The sequence below is a fragment of the Siminovitchia terrae genome (genome assembly GCF_003605405.2).
GTDB lineage: Bacteria > Bacillota > Bacilli > Bacillales > Bacillaceae_C > Siminovitchia > Siminovitchia terrae.
Genome location: NZ_QYTW02000001.1, coordinates 275,536 through 299,205, shown reverse-complemented (window position 1 = coordinate 299,205; position 23,670 = coordinate 275,536). Strand labels below are relative to the sequence as shown.

Sequence of the window (23,670 nt, the reverse complement as noted above, 5' to 3'; positions counted from 1 at the left end):
TCTATATGTAGGAGGAGCGGCTTATGACAAACAATAAAATGGAAGTGCATATGACCGTCAATGGCAGGGAGAGAAAAGCAAACGCTGAACCAAGAATGCTGCTTGCTCATTTTTTACGCGATGAGCTTGGGCTGGCCGGTACGCATATCGGCTGCGATACAAGTCAATGCGGGGCCTGTACAGTGATGGTGGACGGTGATGCCGTAAAATCCTGTACGATGCTTGCAGTACAGGCGGATGGGGCTGAAGTGACGACTGTCGAAGGAATCGGGACAATGGATAACCTGCACCCTATTCAGCAGGGATTTTGGGAGGAGCATGGACTTCAATGCGGTTACTGTACTTCTGGGGTCATGATGGCGATGATTGGGCTGTTAAACGAAAATCCAAATCCGACAGAGGAGGAAATTCGGGAAGGGCTGGAAGGGGTCATTTGCAGGTGTACAGGATATCAATTTATCGTTAAGGCAGTTCAAAAAGCGATACAGATTATGGCGGAATCCGGTCAGCCAATTCCAGCCAAAGTAACTGTTGGGGAGGTGCGTTCATTATGACAACAGTCGTTGGAACTAGTTTGAAAAGGAAAGAGGATCCGAAGCTGCTGACAGGGAGCGGATATTTCTCTGACGATATCAAATTGCCGGGAATGCTTCATGCTGTCATTTTAAGAAGTCCCCATGCACATGCGAAGATAAAGAACATTAATGTGGATGAGGCATTGCAATCCCCAGGGGTAGTCAAAATCTACACAGGTAAGGATTTGGAAGGGAAGATTGGAAGAATTCCTTCATCATGGCTTGTACCGGACTGTAATTTAAAAGAAGCTCCTCAGTACCCGCTTGCGATTGACCGTGTCCGTTATGTAGGTGATGGTGTTGCCATGCTCATTGCGGAAGACAGGTATACGGCTCGTGACGCACTTGATTTAATTGATGTCGAATATGAAGTGTTGCCTCCTTCTGTTCATCAGAAAAAGGCGATGGAAGAAGGTGCTTCACTTGTCCATGATGATGTTGACAACAATATCGCATTTCACTGGAAAGCCGGTGAAATTCCAGAAGAGATTTTTCATTCGGCGGAAGTGGTCGTCAAGGAGAGCTTTCATGTACAGCGGGTAGCACCAAGCCCGATGGAGACGCGGGCGGCGGTAGGCCAATATCATCCTGCTACGGGAGAGTTGACGTTATATTGCACGTCGCAGAACCCGCATATCCACAGAATGGTTCTTTCGGGAGTTCTTGGAATTTCGGAAGCGAAGCTTCAGGTGATCGTACCTGATATGGGCGGAGGATTCGGAGGAAAAATCGGTGTATACCCGGATGAGGCGCTCATTGGCTATGCTGCGCGTGATTTGCATCAGCCTGTCAAATGGATTGAGCAACGCAACGAACATTTTATGGCTTCGAACCATGGCAGGGATGAAATCATTGAGGTGGAGCTGGCAGGGAACCATGATGGGAAGTTGACTGGAATTCGTGTTAAAAATATTGCCAACATGGGAGCATATCTTTCCACAATGGGCCCGGGTGTTCCAACTATTGATTTCGGTTTGATGATTACAGGTTCCTACGATATTCCACATGCATCGTGCGAAACATTCGGTGTATATACTAACACAACCCCGACGGATGCATACCGTGGAGCTGGTAAACCTGAAGCAACCTACCAGATTGAACGAATTATCGATCTTTTTGCAAGGGAAATTGGCATGGATCCACTGGAACTCAGGAAAAAGAATTTCGCCCCAAAAGAAGCTTTTCCATATACGAATGCTCAGGGACTTGTATATGACAGCGGTGATTATGAAAAGCCATTGAAAAAAGCTTTGGAAATAGTTGATTACGAAAAACTTCGCAAAGAGCAGGAAGAACTTCGAAAGGAAGGTAAGCTTATCGGCATCGGGCTATCTACATATGTGGAGTTGTGCGGATTTGGCCCATCAGCAGTTGCGGGAGCAATCGGATTCCAAGGAGGAGTCTGGGAAAATTCTACCGTCCGAGTTCATCCGTCAGGAAAGGTCACTGTTTTTGCCGGAACTTCTCCGCATGGGCAGGGACATGCGACAACGTTTGGTCAGGTAGTTTCGGACAAGCTCGGTATACCGATGGACGATATTGAATTCGTTTTCAATGATACGAAAGCTGTTTCTATGGGATGGGGAACTTATGGATCTCGTTCCACCGCTGTAGGGGGAGGCGCGGTTTCGATGGCTGCCGACCGAGTGGTTGACAAGGCGAAAAAGATTGCAGCCCACGAGCTTGAGGTATCTACTGAAGACTTAGAATTTGAAAAAGGCGTATTTAAAGTAAAAGGCGTCCCTGGTCGCGAGCGCACTTTCCAAGAGATTGCAAAGGCAGCCAACTACGCATGGAATCTGCCGGAGGGTATGGAGCCTTCTTTGGAAGGACAAGCCTTCTTCGATCCGGAAAACTTTGTTTATCCGTTCGGTACGCATATTGTTATTGTTGAAATTGATCAGGATACAGGGGAAATCGACCTTAAACGGTATATCGCTGTTGATGATGTTGGGCGTGTCATCAACCCCCTTACCGCATCTGGACAGGTGCATGGGGGAATAGCCCAGGGAGTGGGGCAGGCCATGTGGGAAGGCGTCGTATACAACGACGAAGGTCAGTTAATGTCCGGTACCTTTATGGATTATACAATGCCGAAAGCACGTTTTTTCCCTGAGATTGAAAATTCGTTTACAGAAACTATGTCCCCTGTGAACCCATTGGGCTCCAAAGGGGTGGGAGAAACTGGAACGACCGCCTCTATTCCAGCCGTCATGAATGCAGTGGTGGATGCACTCGCGCCATTTGGCATCACGGATATCGATATGCCGCTTACTCCGGAAAAAGTATGGCGGGCAATCCAAAAGGGGAGGGAACAAGCATGATTCCTGCTAAATTTGATTATGTTCGTGCCAATTCTGTTGAACAGGCAATTCAACTGCTCCAAGAAAGTGACGGGGAAGGAAAGCTGATTGCTGGCGGGCACAGCTTGCTCCCTTTGATGAAGTTCAGACTGACGGAGCCTGGGACTTTGATTGATATCAGCCAGATTTCTACGTTGAAAGGCGTACGCAAAGCTGGAGACCGTATCGTTGTCGGGGCGATGACCACACATCGAGAGGCGGCCACCAACCCGATGATTAAAGAGTATATTCCGGTTTTGGCAGAAGCTGCGCGCCAAGTTGGCGATATTCAGATTAGAAATCGTGGAACAGTCGGAGGCAATATCGCACATGCCGATCCAGCGGCGGATTTGCCCGCAGCCGCAATTGTTCTTGACGCAGAACTGACGCTTCAAGGGGAAGACGGAGAAGAAACAATGAGCCTTGATAGCTTCATCATCGGGCCGTTGATTACAATGATGCCGGAGAATAGCGTCGTAACGAACGTGACATTTGCGATTCCCCCTTCACATACGAAATCGACCTATTTGAAATATTTTCACCCTGCATCAGGGTACCCTGTCGTCGGTGTTGCTGTGGTAGTTGGAACAGACAATGACAAGAAAATCGATTATATCAAGGTGGGCATCACCGGAGCGGGTGATATGGTGTTCCGGGCGGAAACAGTTGAACAGGCGTTGATCGGGCAGGTTCCTTCAGAATCTGTCATCGATTCGGCTGCCGGCCTTGCTGCAGAAAACGCAGATATGGGAAGCGACCTATTCGCATCTGAAGAATATAGAGAGCAGCTATGTAAAATTTATACAGCACGCGCCTTAAAATCTATTTTACTTTAAAAATATCATGTGGGGGCTGCGCTTAATCGCGCGATCCCCTGAGATTATCGAGCGAAAAAGCAAAAAATCGTTCGAACGTCGAGATTATTGTGCGAAAAAGTGAAAAAACATGCGAGCGTCAAGATTATTGTGCGAAAAAGTGAAAAATCGTTCGAACTTCAGGATTATTGTGCGAAAAAGTGAAGAATCGTGCGAACCTCGGGATTATCGAGCGAAAAAGTGAAGAATCGAGCGAATTTCAGGATTATTGAGCGAAAAAGTGAAGAATCGTGCGAACCTCGGGATTATCGAGCGAAAAAGTGAAGAATCGTTCGAACGCCGAGATTATTGTGCGAAAAAGTAAAAAATCGTTCGAACGTCGAGATTATTGTGCGAAAAAGTGAAAAATCTTGCGAACCTCGAGATTATTGAGCGAAAAAGTGAAGAATCGAGCGAATTTCAGGATTATTGAGCGAAAAAGTGAAGAATCGAGCGAATTTCAGGATTATTGAGCGAAAAAGTGAAGAATCGAGCGAATTTCAGGATTATTGAGCGAAAAAGTGAAGAATCGAGCGAATTTCAGGATTATTGAGCGAAAAAGTGAAGAATCGAGCGAATTTCAGGATTATTGAGCGAAAAAGTGAAGAATCGAGCGAATTTCAGGATTATTGAGCGAAAAAGTGAAGAATCGAGCGAATTTCAGGATTATTGAGCGAAAAAGTGAAGAATCGAGCGAATTTCAGGATTATTGAGCGAAAAAGTGAAGAATCGAGCGAATTTCAGGATTATTGAGCGAAAAAGTGAAGAATCGAGCGAATTTCAGGATTATTGAGCGAAAAAGTGAAGAATCGAGCGAATTTCAGGATTATTGAGCGAAAAAGTGAAGAATCGAGCGAATTTCAGGATTATTGAGCGAAAAAGTGAAGAATCGAGCGAATTTCAGGATTATTGAGCGAAAAAGTGAAGAATCGAGCGAATTTCAGGATTATTGAGCGAAAAAGTGAAGAATCGAGCGAATTTCAGGATTATCGAGCGAAAAGGCCAAAAATCGAGCGAATTTCAGGATTATTGAGCGAAAAAGTGAAGAATCGAGCGAATTTCAGGATTATCGAGCGAAAAAGCCAAAAATCGAGCGAACCTCGGGATTATCGAGCGAAAAAGCCAAAAATCGTTCGAACACACAAATAATCGCTCGAAAGACTAATATTTCTAGCACGCTCTGTTCGAATTGAAATGGGATCGAATTGTTTTCTTTTACTTTTTACAGTTTTTCCAGAAGGGGTGGTTCTTATCAGCTTTCATGATCAATCAATCGAAGCAGCGTTTAAAAAACAAGGCTATATTACTGATCCGGCTATATTGACGGCATTACATCTTGTTACAGCGCTGAATAAGCCCCTGTTAATCGAAGGTCCTGCAGGCGTAGGCAAGACAGAGCTTGCAAAGGTGCTGGCAAAATCTTTGAATACTCGGCTGATTCGGCTGCAATGCTATGAGGGGCTTGATGTGAATTCAGCTTTATATGAATGGAATTACGCTAAACAAATGCTTCATATTCGTTTAACTGAAAACAGCGATGTTTCTTTGGACGAGAGAGAGGCAGCTATTTTCAGTAAGCCATTCCTCCTTACCCGCCCCATTCTCGATGCTTTGACAGATGAGCATTCATCGCCCGTTCTTTTGATTGATGAGGTGGATCGTGCGGATGAGGAGTTTGAAGCTTTTTTACTGGAAGCCCTTGCTGAATTTCAAATAACAATTCCGGAATTAGGTACCATTCGTGCGAAGCATCCACCATACGTCATTTTGACATCCAACCGGACAAGGGAACTGAGTGATGCCCTTCGCAGACGCTGTTTGTACCATTGGGTCACCTATCCGAATGTGGAAAAGGAATCCGCTATTCTGCACGCACGAATTCCAAATATCAATGATCAGTTAACGCAACAGATCGTAAATATGATGCAGCTTGTCCGCAGGATGCCGCTTTCGAAAATTCCCGGCATAGCTGAAAGTCTCGACTGGGCATTTGCCTTGATGGCTCTAAATCAAAGTGAGTTGGACAAGGATGCAGTGCTTCAAACGCTGGGCTGCTTTATCAAGGATCAAGAAGATTGGAAAACGATTGAAAAAGAGATCAAAGAAGGAAACCTTCTTTCCATGGTCAAGGTCTGAAGGGAGTCTGGACATGCTGACACGAACACTTTCCAACCATATACTCAAATTCTGCCTTCATTTGCGAAACCGGGGCTTTTTGATCGGTCCCCAGGAAACAATGGACAGCATCCGCGCGGTCCAGACAATCGATATTTTCAACCGGAACCAATTTCAGGCGTGTTTACGGCTTGTTCTCTGCTCAAGCATTGAGGAACAGTCAATTTTTGATCATGCGTTCAAAGAGTTCTTTTTGAACAGTAAAGAAAATAGAGTAAGTAAAGAAATGCTTCATTATCTGAGTGTTGAAGAACAAAGTGGGCTAAAAGAAACTTCCGGCCAGAAAGAGGCGCAGTACCATGAAAAGGAAGTGGGAAGTAAGCAGGGGACGACTCCTTTAGGGAGGCTGGGAACACAATCGAAAGATAATGAATTCGTTGGTGAAGAGCGGAATTTGTCATGGTTCGCTTCAAAAACCGCCTTTAAGCAGTCAGATGAATTTCAAGCTTACATTCCGCCCGATGAACTGGGAGATATGGAAGCAGCGGCTAAAATTCTTGTAAGAAAAATAGCACTGAAAAGAGCGCAATCCTATCAATCGGCGAAAAAAGGTAGCAGACTCAACTTTCGAAAAACCATTCGCGGAAGTCTGCAAACAGGTGGCTATCCTGTGCGTTTATATTGGAAAAAACAAAAAAGGCAGGGGGCTAAGTTTGTGCTTTTATGCGATGCCAGCCGTTCCATGTCTTTGTATGCCCACTGTTTTCTGCAGTTTGCATATGCTTTGTCAAATTACACAAAGCATGTGGAGGTTTTTCTTTTTTCCACAAAAATCAAAAGGGTTACGGATCAGTTGTTGGAACGCCGTGCCGACCTTCCAGTATTGAGTCAACTGGGAGATTCCTGGGGAGGAGGGACGTGCATTGGTGAATCGATCTATTCCTTTGTACAGGATTTTGGACTGCAATTGCTTCATCAAGATACGGTGGTTCTGATTGCCAGCGATGGTCTAGATGCTGGGGATATTACTCATATGGCGTGGGCAATGGGGGAAATTCAAAGAAAGACTTCCGCTGTTATTTGGTTAAATCCATTGCTGAAAATTGATGGATACGAACCGACGGCCCGTGCAATGAAGGCGGCGCTAAAGTATATCGATCTTTTTGATGAAGCCTCCGACGCACATTCTTTTCTAGAACTGGCTAAAAAGATCAAGATTAGGAGGTAAAGAGCCATGACTGAAAATGAGAAAATCATACAAGCTATCGTCGAAACACGGGAAAAAAGCATTGGTGCAGCCCTTGCAACGGTTGTTCGAGTTTACGGCTCGGCGTACCGGCGGGAGGGAGCTAAAATGCTGATTGATGAAAATGAAAATCGGGTCGGCATGGTTTCGGGCGGCTGTTTGGAAACAGATGTTGCAGAAGTGGCGAAGCAGGTGATCAGTTCTGGAGTCCCTACTTTAAAAACATATGATATGGATGAAGATCTTGTCTGGGGACTGGGGCTTGGGTGCCCAGGAACGGTCGACATTTATATTGAACCAATTCCCCAACATGAAGATCCAGCTTTTGACCTTTGGCTATCTACGATAAAAGATGAACAGCCCTGCGTTTTGGCGACCATTTTACAGGAAGGTGGGAGCGGAGCGCGTGTGTTCATTCCAAAAAAAGGGGCACCGGTGGGAGCATTTTCAGATTCAATCGTTCAAGCAAAGGCCATTACGATTGCACACCAAAAGATGAACGAAAAGAATCCGAAATCCTTTTCCCAGCCTTTTGCTGAAGAGAACGGGAATGAGCTTGATATTTTCATTGAAGTATATACACCGCCTTCTAATCTTGTTATTTTTGGCGCTGGTCATGACGCCATTCCAGTAGCTAAATATGCAGTATCGCTTGGATGGAAAACAACCGTAGTTGATCCAAGGCCTTTCTATAATAGCGAGGAAAGATTTCCGGGAGCGGAAAGGCTCCTGTCTGATACTTCAAAATTTAAGGAAGAAGTAAAAGTTAGCTCTCATACATATGTTATTGTTATGAATCATCATATTGATAGAGATCGGGAAACGCTGAAGTTTGTCATGCCTTCTCCAGCGCCTTATATTGGGATTCTCGGTCCACGCAAGCGGCGGGTCCGAATGCTTGAAGCAATCCGAGAGGAAGGAGTCCAATTTACAGAGAAACAGCTTCAACGGATGCACAGCCCAATTGGTCTTGATATCGGTTCGGAAACGCCGGAGGAGATTGCTATTAGCATCATGGCGGAAATCATCGCGGTTCAGAAAGGGCATGCTGGCGGATTTTTGCAGGATTCAAAAATGATCCACCAAGGTGAAACTATTAGCTCATGATGGAAGGGATGCGTATGGAACAGACGAGTGCAATCATACTTGCTGCAGGCACTTCTTCCAGAATGGGAATAGCCAAGCAATTATTGCCTTTGGGAGATCGTCCCATTTTGGCGCATGTCATTGACCGTGTGCTTGCGGAAAGTTTTACCGAAATCATTGCTGTCATTGGACACGAGGCAGATACGATTCAACGAGCAATTTCTGTTAAGGATGATCGGTTTCGCTGGGTAGTGAATAAAGATTATAGACAGGGGCAGGGAACCTCCTTAAAATGTGGTATAAGCCAAATGAATGAACACCATTCAAGTGTAATGGTGTTTCTTGCTGATCTTCCTTTTCTTTCTCAAGAAACGGTTCACGATATATATATACTGGGAAATGTCATGCTTCAAGAAACAGATGTGCCATTTGTGCTACAGCCAAGCTTTCAAGGGACTGCTGGCCATCCAGTGTTTTTCGGTCATGTAGAGGCGGAATGGTTCCAACAGATTGATGGTGATCAGGGCGCAAAAGTAATAATGAACCAATTTTCAATTAGGAAAAGACTCTCTGTTGAAGATCAGGGAATTTTATACGATATTGATACTCCTGAAGGTTACGAGAAGGCCGGGAGGTTTTATCGGCAAACTTGATAGAAAAACAGTATAATAGAAGAAAACCTCTTCTCGAACAGGAGGGATCCCTTGATTCTTTGGAAAGACATTCTGAAACCGATTGCAGCAGTGGTCGGACACAATTATTCGATTAAATCGGTCATTCAAAAGATTACAAGTGCGCAAACTGATATCGCTTTTGTTGAGAAGCAAGGAGCATTGATTGGCTACATTACAAACGGCTATTTACTTGAGCAAATTGAGACAGGAAAAAACCTTGATGAACAGATTCAATATAAGGATGATATTTTGAAAGTTCCTGACTCGCTTCCGGTCGAATTTTTTCATAATGTGACCGTGGTCATCGGGGTAAATTCAAGCGGTGGTGTCTCCGGATACAGTACAGTCAATAATTCCCGCCATCAATTGAATGAAAGGCAATTGGTGCATTTAAATGAGATTATCCATGGAGCGGGAGTTGGAATTATCAGGACGAATAGTCAGTATGAAATTGAATTCATGAACGAAACCGCGGAAAGATTTTTGGGGATGCCGGGATCTTTTCTTTTATCCCGCAATTATCAATCTCTGTTGACGATGGAGAAAGATTTGCAGAATGTACTGGATGGAGAAACACTTGTAAGTGTGAACAGCACAATCAATTTTAAGCAAATGAGCGGTAATTTTTATCCGCTGAAAATAGAGGGAAAAATCACAGGCCTTGTACACATGTTTTACCTTCGGGAAGAATTCGAGGAAGCCGTCCAGGAAGTGGACTTTGTCCGGCATCTGTATGCCGATCTGCAGGCAGTATATGACTCCTCTAATGAGCAGATTTTGGTCATTGATGAAAAAGGGACAATCCTACGGGTGGCCGGAAAGTTTTTAAATAGCTTTTGGAAAACGAAGGAAGCAGATCAGATTATTGGAAAACAAATTGGAGATTTTACAAGGAGAAATATTTTCCAGCCGAATATTTTTGAGTTATGTGTAAAACAGAAGAAGAAAGTGACTTCCATTCAGGAGTCTGCTGACCAAACTAGAGTTTGGTCAGTTGCGACGCCTGTATACCATGAAGGAAAGCTGGAAAAGGTAGTCATTCTTTCTCGGGATATCACTTCTACTGCTCCAACTCACACCGAAACAGAGCAAAGTACGCAATCATTTAAGACGGAGAAAAAACAGATAGTTTATCGTTCCGGTAAAATTTCTGCGCTACTAAGCAATCTGCGGAGAGCCGCCAAGATGAATTCAACGATTCTCCTTGAAGGGGAATCAGGTGCTGGTAAGGAAGTATTCGCGCATGAAATCCACTTTGCCAGTCTTCGGAAGGACTCTCCTTTTATCCGGGTCAATTGCGGAGCCATTCCAGAGCAGTTAATTGAAAGCGAGCTGTTCGGGTATGAAAAAGGAGCATTTACCGGAGCTGATCGCAGAGGGAAGGCTGGGTTGTTCGAGCTTGCTCATAAAGGAACGATTTTTCTTGATGAAATCGGGGATCTTCCGCTGAATATGCAGGTAAAACTGCTTCGTGTTATACAGGAACGGGAGGTCGCACGGATTGGCGGTACGGAAACAATCCCGATTGATGTTCGCATTATCGCTGCCACGAACAGAGATTTGAAAGAAATGGTGGCTGACGGTGAATTTCGCGAGGACCTCTTTTATCGCTTGAATGTCATTCCTCTCCGGATCCCTCCGTTGCGCGAAAGAAAGGAAGATATTTTTCCGCTTGCGGTTTATTTCCTAGAGCAGTTCAAGCGGATGTACAACATAGAAAAGAGCTACACGCCTGAAGCCATCTCCGTGCTGGAAATGTACGGGTGGCCAGGGAACATCCGGGAGCTTGAAAACATAGTCGAAAGGTTAATCGTTTTTAGCCAAGAAGAATGGATTGATCGCGAGATTGTTTTGAAGGTCCTATATGGTGAGGAAGAATCTAAGAAAAAACAGCCGCTCGTATTGGAGATGATGCCGCTTAAAGAGGCAGTGGCTGAGCTTGAAACACAGTTGATTGAACTGGGGATGAAGAAGTACGGAACGGCGGCAAAAGTATCGGAAATTTTGGGGGTAAGCCCAGCCACCATTAGCAGGCGAATGAGAAAGATCAAAAAATAGAGGTGGAGACGTTGTTTACATTGCCTGAAACGAATTTTAATTTTGGCGGTGACGAGTATATATATGCGGAGATTTCCCGTGACATGAGGGTGGAAAGCAACTTTAAGGCATTGGCCATTACCGCTGAATTGAGAAAAAGAAATATTCCGGGTATTACGGACATTGCTTCTTCCAACGCCTCTTATTTGGTTCGCTATAATCCCGATATCATTTCAGCCCGGGATCTGCTGGACTACTTAAGGGAAATTGACCTGACGAAAAGCAATCCAAAGGAATTAAATCTGTCCGTGCGAATTGTCGAGATTCCGACCTGGTACGATGATCCGATTACAGGGGAGTATTCCGAACGGTTCAAAAACAGGCATGATTCCCCAGAAGAAACAAACTTTGAATATGTAATACGATTGAACGGCTTCAAAAGTAAAGAAGCTTTTATAGAAAAGCATTCAAGTACTCCTTATTTGATAACGATGGTTGGATTTTTACCTGGAACTGCGTGGCATTTCCCACTTGGCATCCAACCAGAGGAGATGATTCAAGCCCCGAAGTATGCAAGTCCTCGGACGGATACACCTGCACGTAGCATCGGAATCGGAGGAGCATTCAATGTCATCTACCCTGTAAACGGTCCGGGAAGCTATCAGCTCATCGGCATGTCTGCTGTCCCTGTTGTTGATCATGAAAAATATTTGCCTGAGCTGGAATCCTACTTTTTGGCACGTGCAGGTGACATTTGGAAATATAGATCCATCAATGAATCTGAATACATGCGAATACGCGAGGAAGTAGAGGCAGGAACCTATAAATATCGGATGAAAAATATAGACCTGTCCCCTTTGGAATATGCTGAAAAAGGAAACGAATACATCCGTGAATTGACAGGAGACTTTTAACATGATAGAAATCAACGAACCAGGGCTATGGACCACCGTACAGGATCTAGGAAGGCTGGGAAACTATCATCTAGGGGTGCCTCCGTCTGGGGCGGCGGATAAATTTTCATTCATGGTCGGGAATCTTCTTGTCGGCAACCCTGTTGATTTTGCAGGATTCGAAATGACTGTATTCGGTGGAAAAATGACATTTTACAAAAATACGGTCATTGCTTTGACCGGAGCTCCGATGGAATCCTTTCTTAATGGTAGTCCAGTGGAGTTGTGGAAAGCAATTGCAGTTCAGGAGGGCGATGACCTTATCTTGAAGGCATGCCGGGAGGGTGTGAAGTCCTATTTATGTGTGTCAGGAGGAATCAATGTCCCGGAAGTGCTGGGCAGCCGCTCAACCTATGAATTAAGTAAGATTGGCGGATACCAAGGCAGAAAGCTAATCAAGGGCGATAGGGTGAACATTAATGAACCTTTGCCTGGAGTTCTCAAGCAGGCAGGAAAATCTGTACCGTTAGAATTTATCCCAAACTTCGAGCGTTCACAGGAAATCAGGGTAACAATGGGAATTAAGGGGCATATGATTAGCGACCAGGGCTTAAAGGCATTCTTGAATTCTGAATGGACTGTTTCACCTGAATCAAATCGGGTCGCTTATCGATATACAGGGGCAAAAGTATCTTTTATCGAGGAAGAACCTCCATTTGGAGCCGGAAGCAGTTTTACGAATGTAGTAGATTTTGCCTATCCAATTGGCGGAATCATGTTTCCCAATGAAGAAGAATTGATCGTCCTGCAAAATGATGCCACGACCGGCGGGGGCTTTGCAACGATCGGAACGGTCATTAGCCAGGACCTTGATCTGATTGCTCAATCTCGACCACTTTCCACCTGCCGGTTTGTTGCGATCACACTGGATCAAGCCATTGAAGCGAGAAAAGATAGAAACGAAAAGCTGGGAAGGTTGGAAGAAATATTAAAGCAGTAAGTAAATAATGCATGGAAAGGGTGATGATTATGGGGAAATGCAATATTGATCACTCTCGTGAGAGTGTAGTGGCAAAGCTTGAAAGCCAGGCAGAGTTTCTACCGAAGCGCCTGACCGAGGGGTTGGAACAATTTTTAAAAAGCGAGCAGCCGCAGGAAACGTTGAATGAAGTATTCCACTTATTGAAAAAATATGACTTAGCTTCTGAGGAAGAGAGAAAAGAAAGGGATTCGAAGCTGGAACAGTATATATAATAAAAAACGGACAGCCCTGGTGTTATGGGCTGTTCGTTTTGTTAATGGAAAGGATTCCAAACTCCTTAGTCATTTCTGCAATTACTTCCTGCAATATATTCAAAAACATGACAACGGCATCTTTTGGGACGCTATTCTTCATTGTCACTAGATTGAGGGTCGTGGTGATAGAAGGAGAGGAAAGCTCCACCAATGGAGGAAGTGCCACCCCAACACTTTTTATGACAGATTTAGGAGGAAACGCAATTCCCATCCCAGCTTTGACCATTCCCAGCATCGGAAGTGTTTCAGTCCCCCAATAGACGATATTTGGGGTAATCCCTCTTTTTTTACATTCCATAATGATAGTGTCCGAAATATTATATTCATAGGAAGAATGATGAAGTAGAAAGTTTTCATCCTTTAATTCTTCTAAAGCTACAGATTTTTTTTCTGAAAATGGATGGCCTGGAGGTAATGCAACCATTACGGGTTCTGTAAACAGCTTTGTTGTAATTAAATCGTTCCTATTATAAACATTCCGCACCATTCCGATATCAAGCTTATGAAAACGCAGATGATCAAGAATGTAAGGGGGTGACCCTTCCTTTACGTGAGTCACAATATTAATGGAGCGATCATTCATGCGCTTGATTACCTCAGGGATCAATGAAAAATTAGCCACTGCGGCGCATCCGATAGAAACGGTACCGCGGTGATCCTGTTGATATTCCCGGGCTTCTTGGAGAATAGCTTCCGAGCTTGCGAGAAGCTCGATTCCCCGTTGGTAGACCAATTGGCCAGAGTCAGTTAAATATAGGCGTTTTCCTTCCCTTCTGAATAGTTGAATTCCTATCTCGTCCTCGAACTTTTTCAACAGCATACTTAAAGGGGGTTGAGTCATATTAAGGACTTTGGCAGCTTTTGAAACGGTTCCATTCTCAACGACAGCAATAAAATATTTCAGTTTTTGGATGCCCATAATAACCACCTATATATGTATTATATATATATATTAATTTTATTATATATTTTACATTTATAAAAAATCAAGATAGTATTTATATTACAAACTCTTATATATAACTAAAATGAAAGCGTTATCTTTTTTGGCTTTATTCAGCAGAAATCTTCCACTTCTGTAAGTGGTGAGATGAATGCCTATTGGTATTCCATTCAGTGGGGGTTCAAACCCGGGCTGAATAAAGTCAAAGCCTCCGGCGGATACCACAGATTTTCAGAGGAAATTTATCGAGCGGAACTCGATAAAATCTGGGTGCAAATACGCCAAGGCGAATTTGATACGATAGGATGGAGGAATAAATTGTGGATCATTTTTCCATGTGGGAGGCAACAGCCGGTGAACGAAAAAAACGGCCAACACTAGTTGATGAGAAGCATTGTGATGTGGTGATCATCGGTGGTGGTTTTTCAGGGCTGTCCACTTCCTATCATTTGCAAAAAATGGGACATAAAACGATTGTGTTGGAAAAGAATACGGTAGGGTATGGAGCCAGTGGAAGAAACGGTGGTGAGCTGCTTACTGGATATCATGGAACAATGGAAGCTTTTGCGCAGAAAAAAGGCTTCGAAACGGCAAAGCTGATGTGGGAGTTGTCCCTTGATTCCATTGATTTAGTTGAAAGTATATCAAAGGAAAACGGGATAGCTTGTGATCTAGTAAGACAAGGTGATATTCGTCCTGCTTACAAAGTTTCCCATTTGGATAGATTCAAAAGAGATCAGGAATACCTAGCGGAAAAGCTGAACTTTCACGAAATATCGATCATTGATCAATCCGAAATGAAAACTGAATTGAACACGGATTTTTACCACGGAGCTCGGATCAATGAGAGGGGAGCCCATTTTCATCCTCTCAAATTCGCACTCGGGCTGGCGGATGCCGTTGAAGACCTGGGTGGGGTGATTTACGAGAACTCAGAAGCTATGAGCATTCAAAAGGGCGCTACGAACAAGGTCATTGTCACAGCGTCCAAGGGACGGGTTATAGCTGATGAAGTAGTTATTGTAACAAATGCCTATGCAGGAAACTTGAGTAAAACGTTAAAGAAATCGGTCATTCCTGTTGATAGCATCATGATTGCCACCGAGTCATTGACACAAGAACTTATCCAGGATCTAATACCGAAAAATCGAGCCGTCTCTGATTCAAAGAACTTATTATACTACTTCAGAAGGACAGCCGATAACCGAATGGCCTTTGGAGGTTCCGGAAGAGCTTTCAGCAAGCGGGCTCAGAAGCTGCTGTTTGATCGTTTACGGGAAGGCATGATTACAGTTTTTCCACAATTGAAGGATGTACGTGTTGAGTACCGCTGGGGAGGGAAGGTCGGGTTTACTCAGGATTTTCTTCCATATATCGGCCAGTTGGAAGACGGAACTCATTTCGCCTTCGGATATTGTGGAAAGGGGGCGGCGATGGCCGTGATGGCAGGAAAAGTTCTAGCCGAAACCATTAGCCATCCCGAGCGTGTGAATAATCCACTCAAAAAAGAAAAACTGCGTCCGATTCCTTTTCATAGCCAACATGCCAAGGGTGTGGGGCTCATGAAATTTTACATGGCATTTCAGGATAAGTACGGGAAATAAGCTTGCGTTTTTTTCGCAGGCTTTTTTCTTTAGGTAAAATCTTTTCATAACAGCTTTGTCCTATAATAGTAGAGGAGAGGGGCTGAACATAACATGAATTTTGAAATCATTATTGTAGGAGCAGGATCCATGGGGATGGCTGCGGGCTATTTTCTGGCAAGCCAAGGTAGAAAGGTACTGCTAATTGATGCTTTCGATCCACCGCATACGGAAGGTGCCCATCATGGGGAGACAAGGATCATCCGCCATGCCTATGGCGAGGGGGAAAATTATGTGCCAATGGCACTCAGAGCGCAGGAGCTTTGGCAGGATCTCGAAAAAAAGTCAAATAAAAAACTGTTTCTCCAAACTGGTGTTTTAAATGTTGGGGACGCGGATTCCGAGTTTATTCAAAATGTCAAAAAGAGTGCGGAAAACTACTCGCTCCCTGTTGAAGTTTTGACAGCTGCAGAAATGAATGAAAGATGGTCAGGTTTCCAATTCTCAAATGATTACATCGGCTGTTTTGAAAAAAATTCCGGTGTGCTTATGGTGGAAGAATGTGTACGGGCTTACCGCGAACTGGCTGAGAAAAACGGAGCAGTCCTAAGGACAAACACGAGTGTAACAGCCATCGAAGCAAGTGAATCTTCGGTTATAGTAAAAACGGATAACGAAACATTTACAGGGGAGAAATTAATTGTCACAGCAGGAAGGGGGTCAGACCCGATTCTTTCCGCTTTGGGATTGGAGTTGCCGCTTCAGTCGATGAGAAAAACCTTCTCTTGGTTCGACTCTGACGAAGCTATTTATCGTGCTGATGTTTTTCCTGCTTTTGCGGTCAATTATCCTGACTCTGACGAATTGTATTATGGCTTCCCGAGCATCGATGGGGCCGGAGTGAAAATCGGTCGCCACGACGAGGGGCAGCCTGTAAAGCCAGGTGAAACATTGGCTGACTATGGCACTTTCCCGGAAGATGAACAGGATGTAAAGAGCTTTGCTGCCAAGTTCATGTCTCAAAAGCTGCCACTGAAACTCGGAAAAACATGCGTCTACACAAATTCGTCTGACAGCGACTTTATCATTGACAGGCATCCAGAACTGAATCATGTCATCTTTGCCTGCGGCTTTTCCGGGCATGGTTTCAAATTTGCCAGTGCCGTCGGAGAAATACTGAGCCAACTGGCAGTGGATGGAAAGAGCGAACAGGACATCTCTGATTTTTCAATGGACAGATTTTAACTTCATTCAGGCTGTGTCAAAGACATTCGCAAGTTCACAACTATGTTCATGTTGTGGTTACCAAAATAAAGACGTTAAGAATCTAAATCTTCGTGAATGGTCTGTCCATCTTGTGGCACACATCACGATAGGGATATTAACGCAGGACAAAACCTTAGAAACGAAGCTATAAGACTTCTAACCGTAGGAACTACGGGGATAGCCTAGTCAAAACTTTCAGTTACGAAGGTGTTCTTAGGAATCTCCCACTTCAAACAGACCGTAAGGTTGTTAAGTGGCGAGAGGTTCAATAAGTTGTCATAAATTAAATGGGCTAAAAACTGAAGGATAGGTGAGCTTAATAAAACGGGCTCAACCTATCCTTACTTGTACTACAATGACCACCACAACTACTACAACATCGAAATTTTACCCCACACAACAAAATCCCATATGCTTGTTCAACTAAATCGCTCGTTCAATTGAATCATTATCATATAAAATCGCTATTTCATAAATTTAGCTTTAAACAGATAAACGACGTTGTATTCGTTTAGTTCATCCATATGGGCCTCTGGATCTTCATAAAACTGATTAGAAATTGAGCTTGTTCCAAATTCATTATTGGAATAAGCAATATTTGCCAACAAGATTTCTCCGCCATCTAATGTTTTTTCTTCTGGCAATCCACTGTACACAATTGACATAGCATCTGCGTCTTTTGGTTTTTTATCTAAGACACTGGCAGAGGATGTCCCATCTTGATCGCCAACCCCAATATGAAATGTTTGCTGCTTTTCATTATCACTTGCTTTTGCAGTTGCTAAAATAATTGACCCCTTTTTATCTACCTGTGTCGTCATATAGCCTAGTTGATCGTCAACCAATTTACCAGATTCATATTTTTCCACCCATACTGCTACTTCCTTGTATTCCGTATTATTGAAATCAAATAAAAACGATTCGCTAGTAATAGTGGAAAGTATAGTTTCTTCTCTTTCGTTTACATTAGCAGCTGAAATCATTGTATTAGAATTGTTATTACTACAGGCACCTAGTGAGCCGACTAACAAAATTAATATCAGGGTCCCAAATAATTTTTTCATATTTACCACCTTTAATTAATGACTGTATAGAATATTAACGGTTATTCAAGTTATTTCATTAAGTACCTTTTTATTGGAATACGTTTTGTTCATAATAACTGCCCATTAATTGAAGAAGTAGTGATACAACTAATGTATCACCTACTTAAACTTTTTAAAATGATTGGCTATCCATTTTGAATTATTTTCTGCAAGTTAGTTCCTATTTAGATAATTTCATATATTCCCTTTGAATATTGTCAAGGTTACGATTTAATTTTATTGAAGTTTGTATCATCAATTATTGCAGAAAGATTGGCTGTATACTATGGGCCTGTTTTTTTGTTTATTGTGTATTGCTTTGTAACATAACTTCGGTTTGTACGCATCGTCTTGGGATGGATCCTTTTTTCCTTTGGATAAGGAACATTTACTTGTCTTTAATTTTACAGATTAATTGTTCTTTTTGTAGGTTTTGACAAAGAATTGATGGGCGCATATTAAACATCCAGCTTTGTTAAAAACAATTATGCATAGAAGCTATAACAAACGACGTCTATTAGACCCATTAACTCCTGTTTAGTACTTTCTTAAAAAACTTCTCCAATAAGTGAAATTATTCGAAGCTTATACTCGTTATATTAGTTGAAACATAAAAACGCGGCATGCGCATGGTCGTTTGAGGCAGGAGGTCACAATGCAAGAGGAAATTCAGTGGGTCCAAGAAGTGCTATCTGGAAACAAACAGGCCTACTCACACATTATTAATAAATATAAAAATCAGTTATATGCCACGATTCTGGGAATGACGAGAAATCCGCATGATGCACAAGATTTAGTACAAGAAGCGTTGATCAAAGTGTATTACCAGCTTGGTAAATATGATAACAGAGGGTCGTTTGCCAGTTGGATTTATCGCGTGGCAATCAATCATTGTATGGATGAATTTCGAAAGAAACGTCACATAGAGGTTAGGATGACTGAAGAATCAATGGAGAAGAACCTCGAACATCCAGAAGTTATTTTTCTAAAAAAGGAGAAAAACAAGCAGTTAGAGTTGCTAATGGATACTTTGCCAGAGGATGAACGGATGATTATCCTATTACGATATGTCAATGAGTTGAGCTATGAAGAGATCAGCGAACTTGTTGATGTGCCTGTTTCAACCGTTCGCAATAAACTTCATCGCGCTAAGAAAAAAATGAGAAATACAATTAAACGGGAAGGGGGCTATTTTAATGAAGTGTCCAACTGTAGATGAACTTTCACTTTATGTAGATGATTTAGTAACTGGGCATGAATCTGTTAATATAGACGACCATCTGGAAGGATGCATCGAATGCAAACGTGTCGTTAAAGCACTCATGGAGGAACACCAATTTATAAAAGAAACATTGCAAACACCAACATTACCGGATGATTTTGATTCACTTGTTCTTGAGCAGATTAGACCATATGAAAAGAAATCATTTCTACGGAAAAGGGCTTATTGGAAACCCATAGCACTTTTAGCAGCAGGTCTTGTATTAGCAGTTGGTCTAACTGTTACAGTAAATCCGACTCTTGCTCAATGGATTGGTGGATTGTTCGCAACCGAGCGTGTTGATGAAGGGTTAAGAATGGCGACGGAAGCAGGATTTTCGGAACGTGTCGATCGTGAAGTAACCGATAAAGGGATTACATTTAAAATTGAAGATGTTGTCGCAGATTCTTCTCGGGTTGCTCTTTCCTATGAAATCCTCAATAAAAATGGAAAATCACAAAACATCGATTTAAGTTTATTAGATAAAGGAAACGAAGTAGGAGCAACAGATTCTCTTGGTAATCCCCTAGAACTTACGGACATGGCTTTAACAAATGCAACCGATTATGGGTTAATCGAATTTTCATTAAGCGAACATCAAGAATTGGATAGCATTATTGTCAATTTTAATTTAACTAGATTAAATGGAAAACAGGGTAGCTGGAAGCTGGACGTCCCTGTTGATTTAAAAGAAAGTCTTAAAGCGACAAAAACTGTACCATTTCAAAATGTTAAAACGAATCAGCATGGCGTCATGATCGACATGCAGAAAGTTCGATTTACACCTTCTTCTTTTGAGTTATTGTACGAAACGGATTTTACAAAGGAAGAAAAAATAAAATTAGAGAAAAACATTGGAAAGCTTGAAAAGCAATATGGAAAAGAAATAGCAAATGATATGCAAAATAGTTATGGAAACGATATTAAATATCATATCGAAAATGAGGAGATGAAAACCGTTTATAATAAAGTTACATTTCCCAATGGTCCTGATAATGAATTGGGCCTTTTACAAGCTTCCGGACAATTCCTGGGAGACATCGGTCATGTCGCTTGGAACGATTCATTTATCCCAATAGAAAATGATCATGAGCTCACTTTTGTATTAGATGGAATATATAAAACAGAGCCGTCAGATTTTTCTATTACAATGAAGCCGAAAGAGTTGAAGAAGAAACCTGTCTCATTTGAATACGAAGGGAACTTTATGACGATTAAAAAAGTAAAATTAAAGAAAGCTGAGTTTCAAATTGAGATCGAAGGTTACAGAGAAGTGACAGGTTCTGATTTAGCAGATTGGGTCTTAGTGGACGATAAAGGAAAGGCATACCCTACTTTTCAAAGCGGAGGTATTTCTAATGATATAAATGACTTGGGAACAACCACTCTTTTTTCTTATGGTGTTAATGAAATACCTAAAGAATTAACGTTACACCTTATTTCCGCGACCCGTTATTATGAAGTCAAAGATAAATGGAAGGTACCATTATATTAATCTTAGGGAGGCTGTCAAAGCCATAGCTGAAACCCATACAAACTGTAATAAAAAGAAGGTACTACAAAAAAGGCAAGAATATTAGGGAAATATCACAGTTAGGGTGGCAGTGAAATCAGTTTCCGGATTGTGTATGATTTGGACCGGGCTGCTATCTCAAGTATGGGGATATTACTAAATTAACTAAATACAGGAAGTAATCCCATAGAAGTAAACAACGAAGAAGCTGCAATAGGCTAAAAACGACATACAACTTTTCAATTCATTAATCGAAGTTGATAAGTGAAATTAGTTTAGGATAATCAGATAAAAAAGGTTACCAACTCGCAAAGCGTGAAGGAGGTAACCTTTTTTTGGTACCGTTCGTTCAGCTTTTTTAATCCAATCCATTTCGCTCATAAATCTTCAATTTGCTCTCCCTCCGGCGGCCCTCTTATATCCATCCTCATTCGTCTGATTAACCTTCTGTCCGAAAAATCCAGATCAAAACACTCACTTTAGCAGATTAAAAGGTTGATGCTATAAAGAAAAAACGCGTTGAAGCGTGTGTTTGCACGGACTTTTCATTTATATTAAGCTGACAATTAATAAAGAGATTTTTAACTTCATTCAGCTGGAGTCTCCTACTTCTGTAAGTGGTAAGTTGAATGCATATTGGTATTCCATTCATGGGGCTTCAAAGCACGGTTGAATAAAGTTAAAGCCTCCGGCGGATGCCACAGATTTTCAGAGGGAATTTGTCGAGCCAAGCTCGATAAAATCTGGGCGCAAATACGCCAAGGCGCATTTGATAAAATGCTCTAAAAATGAGTAAAGGAGCGGTGGACAATGACAATAACGGAGACAAGGCAATTTGACGCAGAATTACAGTTTCCCATGCTTCAGATTGTGGATTATAAAGGAAATCTTGTAGATGACACGTATAAAAGTGAGATGACGGAGGAAATGGTTCAACGGTTTTACCGTCAGCTTAAGACGATGCGATTGTTTGACAGAAAAGCGGTCAATCTTCAGCGCCAGGGACGTTTAGGCACTTATCCGCCTTTTGAAGGGCAAGAAGCGGCACAAGTTGGAAGCGCTTTAGCTCTTGGTGACAAGGATTGGATGTTTCCCACTTACAGAGATCATGCAGCAATTATCACTTTTGGCCAGTCTTACAATATTTTATCCAACTGGAATGGTCGCATTGAGGGGAACGTACCACCGAAAGGAAAGAAAATTCTTCCGCCGTCTGTTCCAATTGCTACACAGCTTCCTCTTGCAGCTGGTGCAGCCATGGCAGCGAAGTTTCAAGGCCATACTACAGCATCGATTGCCTATTTCGGTGACGGAGCTACATCAGAGGGAGATTTTCATGAGGGGATGAATTTTGCAAGCGTATTCAAAGCGCCGGTTGTATTTTTTAATCAGAACAATGGTTATGCGATTTCTGTTCCTATTGAAAAGCAGATGAATTCAAAAACGATTGCCCAAAAATCAGTAGCTTATGATATGCCGGGTGTCCGCATTGATGGGAATGATATTTTCATTGTTTACTTTGAGACGAAAAAAGCATTGGAGCGAGCGCGAAGCGGCGAAGGTCCAACTCTAATTGAAGCGGTTACATGGAGATACGGTGCCCACACCACAGCGGACGATCCAAAGAAATACCGCAATCAACAGGAGAGTGAAGATAGGAGAGAGTACGACCCGGTCACGCGGCTTGAGCTTTTCATGAAGAAAAATGACTATTGGGACGACGCTTGGGCCCAAAAAATTGAAGAAGAGGCTACGGAAGAAATTGAAGCGGCCGTAAAAGTGATGGAAACGATGGCTGCTCCGGATGTTAACGATCTTTATGACCACATATTTGAACAGGCGCCATGGCCCATTGCAGAACATAAACAAAAATATCTGAAACATTTGAGAGGTGAGAATTAGAATGCTTGCAACTTCGACGAAACAAATGACATTGATCCAAGCAGTTACGGACGGGCTGCGAACGATGCTGAAAGAAAATGAGAAAGTACTTGTTTTGGGGGAAGATGTTGGAAAAAACGGAGGGGTGTTCAGAGCGACGGATGGACTTCAAGTGGAATTTGGCGAAGAAAGGGTCATTGATACTCCATTGAGTGAGGCAGGAATCATCGGTACATCTATCGGAATGGCGATGTATGGGATGAAGCCGGTAGCTGAAATCCAGTTTTTAGGCTTCGTTTACCCAGCCTATGAACAGATCATGACTCACGCAACGCGTATGCGCTATCGCTCGATGGGAGAATTTACAGTACCAATGGTAATCCGTGCACCATATGGAGCAGGTGTCCGCGCCCCGGAAATCCATTCGGACAGTGTGGAAGCTTTATTTACCCATATGCCCGGAATCAAAGTGGTTTGCCCGTCCAATCCATATGACGCCAAGGGGTTGCTCATATCGGCGATTGAAGATCCGGACCCGGTTCTGTTTCTGGAATCTCTTCGCCTTTACCGCTCGGTAAGGGGAGAGGTACCGCAAGGAAAATATACCGTGGAAATCGGAAAAGGAGATCGGTTAAAAGAAGGGCAGGATGTCACGATTATCTCTTGGGGAGCGATGATTCCGGTCGCCATGAAAGCTGCGGAAGATGCGGAGAAAACAGGCGTTACCTGCGATGTAATCGATTTGAGGACTTTATATCCGATTGATAAAGAGATCATCGCCGAATCGGTCCAAAAGACAGGGCGCTGCGTCATTGTTCATGAAGCGCACGGAACGGGCGGACTCGGAAATGATATTGTTTCAATCATCAATGATACATCTTTTTTATATATGAAAGCTCCGATTGAACGAGTCACTGGAGCGGATGTCCATGTTCCGTTCTGGGCTTTGGAAGAACATTATTTACCTACCCCTGCACGTGTCAAGGAAGCGATTGACAAAGTCATCAATTTTTAAGGAGG

22 protein-coding genes and 1 pseudogene are annotated in these 23,670 nt (G+C 42.8%); 21 read left to right on the top strand and 2 right to left on the bottom strand.

From position 1 onward, the window contains the following. Positions 1-23: 23 nt before the first annotated feature. The 12 genes from D5F11_RS01440 (at position 24) to D5F11_RS01385 (ending at position 13,076) form a co-directional block, all read left to right on the top strand. Positions 24-554, top strand: coding sequence for a (2Fe-2S)-binding protein (locus tag D5F11_RS01440; protein WP_120118663.1), 531 nt, complete (start codon positions 24-26; stop codon positions 552-554). Beyond that, complete coding sequence (locus D5F11_RS01435; protein ID WP_120118664.1) at positions 551-2,899, top strand: xanthine dehydrogenase family protein molybdopterin-binding subunit; 2,349 nt, start codon at positions 551-553, stop codon at positions 2,897-2,899. Before D5F11_RS01440 ends, D5F11_RS01435 begins: the two co-directional genes overlap by 4 nt. Continuing rightward, positions 2,896-3,753, top strand: a complete 858-nt coding sequence (locus D5F11_RS01430; protein WP_120118665.1) for an FAD binding domain-containing protein — start codon at positions 2,896-2,898, stop codon at positions 3,751-3,753. Before D5F11_RS01435 ends, D5F11_RS01430 begins: the two co-directional genes overlap by 4 nt. Positions 3,754-4,680: 927 nt before the next feature. Then, on the top strand, positions 4,681-4,920 hold the full coding sequence (locus D5F11_RS01425; RefSeq protein WP_143253740.1) for a hypothetical protein: 240 nt from the start codon (positions 4,681-4,683) through the stop codon (positions 4,918-4,920). Between the two features lie 93 nt (positions 4,921-5,013). Beyond that, positions 5,014-5,907 carry an AAA family ATPase gene (locus tag D5F11_RS01420; protein WP_313429925.1) on the top strand — a complete coding sequence of 298 codons (894 nt, stop codon included), beginning with the start codon at positions 5,014-5,016 and terminating at the stop codon, positions 5,905-5,907. A 13-nt stretch (positions 5,908-5,920) separates the two neighbouring features. Next, positions 5,921-7,114 (top strand): vWA domain-containing protein, encoded by a 1,194-nt coding sequence (locus D5F11_RS01415; protein ID WP_185830436.1) that lies wholly within the window; start codon positions 5,921-5,923, stop codon positions 7,112-7,114. Positions 7,115-7,120: 6 nt separating this feature from the next. After that, the gene (locus D5F11_RS01410; protein WP_120118667.1) at positions 7,121-8,239 is read left to right on the top strand and encodes an XdhC family protein; all 1,119 of its coding nucleotides are present in this window, start codon (positions 7,121-7,123) and stop codon (positions 8,237-8,239) included. Positions 8,240-8,253: 14 nt separating this feature from the next. Then, positions 8,254-8,871: a nucleotidyltransferase family protein gene (locus D5F11_RS01405; RefSeq protein WP_185830435.1), complete on the top strand. Its 618-nt coding sequence runs from the start codon at positions 8,254-8,256 to the stop codon at positions 8,869-8,871. A 51-nt stretch (positions 8,872-8,922) separates the two neighbouring features. Further along, positions 8,923-10,950, top strand: coding sequence for a sigma 54-interacting transcriptional regulator (locus D5F11_RS01400; protein ID WP_120118669.1), 2,028 nt, complete (start codon positions 8,923-8,925; stop codon positions 10,948-10,950). A 2-nt stretch (positions 10,951-10,952) separates the two neighbouring features. Further along, positions 10,953-11,843 carry a 5-oxoprolinase subunit B family protein gene (locus D5F11_RS01395; protein WP_244862121.1) on the top strand — a complete coding sequence of 297 codons (891 nt, stop codon included), beginning with the start codon at positions 10,953-10,955 and terminating at the stop codon, positions 11,841-11,843. A gap of 1 nt (position 11,844) precedes the next feature. Beyond that, a complete protein-coding gene (locus D5F11_RS01390) occupies positions 11,845-12,822 on the top strand; it encodes a 5-oxoprolinase subunit C family protein (protein ID WP_120118671.1) in 978 nt (325 codons plus the stop codon). 29 nt (positions 12,823-12,851) lie between these two features. Then, positions 12,852-13,076, top strand: a complete 225-nt coding sequence (locus D5F11_RS01385; RefSeq protein ID WP_120118672.1) for a group-specific protein — start codon at positions 12,852-12,854, stop codon at positions 13,074-13,076. A gap of 22 nt (positions 13,077-13,098) precedes the next feature. On the opposite strand, the gene D5F11_RS01380 is transcribed toward D5F11_RS01385, so the two are convergent. Continuing rightward, a complete protein-coding gene (locus tag D5F11_RS01380; protein ID WP_120118673.1) occupies positions 13,099-14,037 on the bottom strand; it encodes a LysR family transcriptional regulator in 939 nt (312 codons plus the stop codon). Positions 14,038-14,208: 171 nt separating this feature from the next. Here D5F11_RS01380 and D5F11_RS01375 point away from each other — a divergent pair, with 171 nt between their 5' ends. The 4 genes and pseudogenes from D5F11_RS01375 to D5F11_RS01360 all read left to right on the top strand — a co-directional run. Then, a complete protein-coding gene (locus D5F11_RS01375) occupies positions 14,209-14,442 on the top strand; it encodes a hypothetical protein (protein ID WP_126646475.1) in 234 nt (77 codons plus the stop codon). After that, positions 14,382-15,665, top strand: coding sequence for an NAD(P)/FAD-dependent oxidoreductase (locus D5F11_RS01370; protein WP_120118674.1), 1,284 nt, complete (start codon positions 14,382-14,384; stop codon positions 15,663-15,665). Before D5F11_RS01375 ends, D5F11_RS01370 begins: the two co-directional genes overlap by 61 nt. A 93-nt stretch (positions 15,666-15,758) precedes the next feature. Beyond that, entirely contained in the window at positions 15,759-16,889 is a 1,131-nt protein-coding gene (gene solA, locus D5F11_RS01365; protein WP_120118675.1) for an N-methyl-L-tryptophan oxidase, read from the top strand. 13 nt (positions 16,890-16,902) lie between these two features. Next, a pseudogene (locus D5F11_RS01360) lies at positions 16,903-17,096 on the top strand (zinc ribbon domain-containing protein); the annotation flags it as partial. A 278-nt stretch (positions 17,097-17,374) separates the two neighbouring features. Here D5F11_RS01360 and D5F11_RS01355 read toward each other — a convergent pair. Next, positions 17,375-17,974 (bottom strand): hypothetical protein, encoded by a 600-nt coding sequence (locus D5F11_RS01355; protein WP_120118676.1) that lies wholly within the window; start codon positions 17,972-17,974, stop codon positions 17,375-17,377. 676 nt (positions 17,975-18,650) lie between these two features. On the opposite strand from D5F11_RS01355, the gene D5F11_RS01350 reads away from it, so the two are divergent. From D5F11_RS01350 to D5F11_RS01335, 5 genes are all read left to right on the top strand, one after another. Continuing rightward, complete coding sequence (locus tag D5F11_RS01350) at positions 18,651-19,214, top strand: RNA polymerase sigma factor (RefSeq protein ID WP_185830434.1); 564 nt, start codon at positions 18,651-18,653, stop codon at positions 19,212-19,214. Beyond that, complete coding sequence (locus tag D5F11_RS01345) at positions 19,192-20,751, top strand: DUF4179 domain-containing protein (protein WP_120118678.1); 1,560 nt, start codon at positions 19,192-19,194, stop codon at positions 20,749-20,751. Before D5F11_RS01350 ends, D5F11_RS01345 begins: the two co-directional genes overlap by 23 nt. A gap of 654 nt (positions 20,752-21,405) precedes the next feature. Beyond that, positions 21,406-21,555: a hypothetical protein gene (locus D5F11_RS25785; protein ID WP_185830433.1), complete on the top strand. Its 150-nt coding sequence runs from the start codon at positions 21,406-21,408 to the stop codon at positions 21,553-21,555. A gap of 24 nt (positions 21,556-21,579) precedes the next feature. Then, positions 21,580-22,671 (top strand): pyruvate dehydrogenase (acetyl-transferring) E1 component subunit alpha, encoded by a 1,092-nt coding sequence (gene pdhA, locus D5F11_RS01340; RefSeq protein WP_120118679.1) that lies wholly within the window; start codon positions 21,580-21,582, stop codon positions 22,669-22,671. A gap of 1 nt (position 22,672) precedes the next feature. Next, the gene (locus D5F11_RS01335) at positions 22,673-23,665 is read left to right on the top strand and encodes an alpha-ketoacid dehydrogenase subunit beta (protein WP_120118680.1); all 993 of its coding nucleotides are present in this window, start codon (positions 22,673-22,675) and stop codon (positions 23,663-23,665) included. The last annotated feature ends 5 nt before the right edge of the window (positions 23,666-23,670 follow it).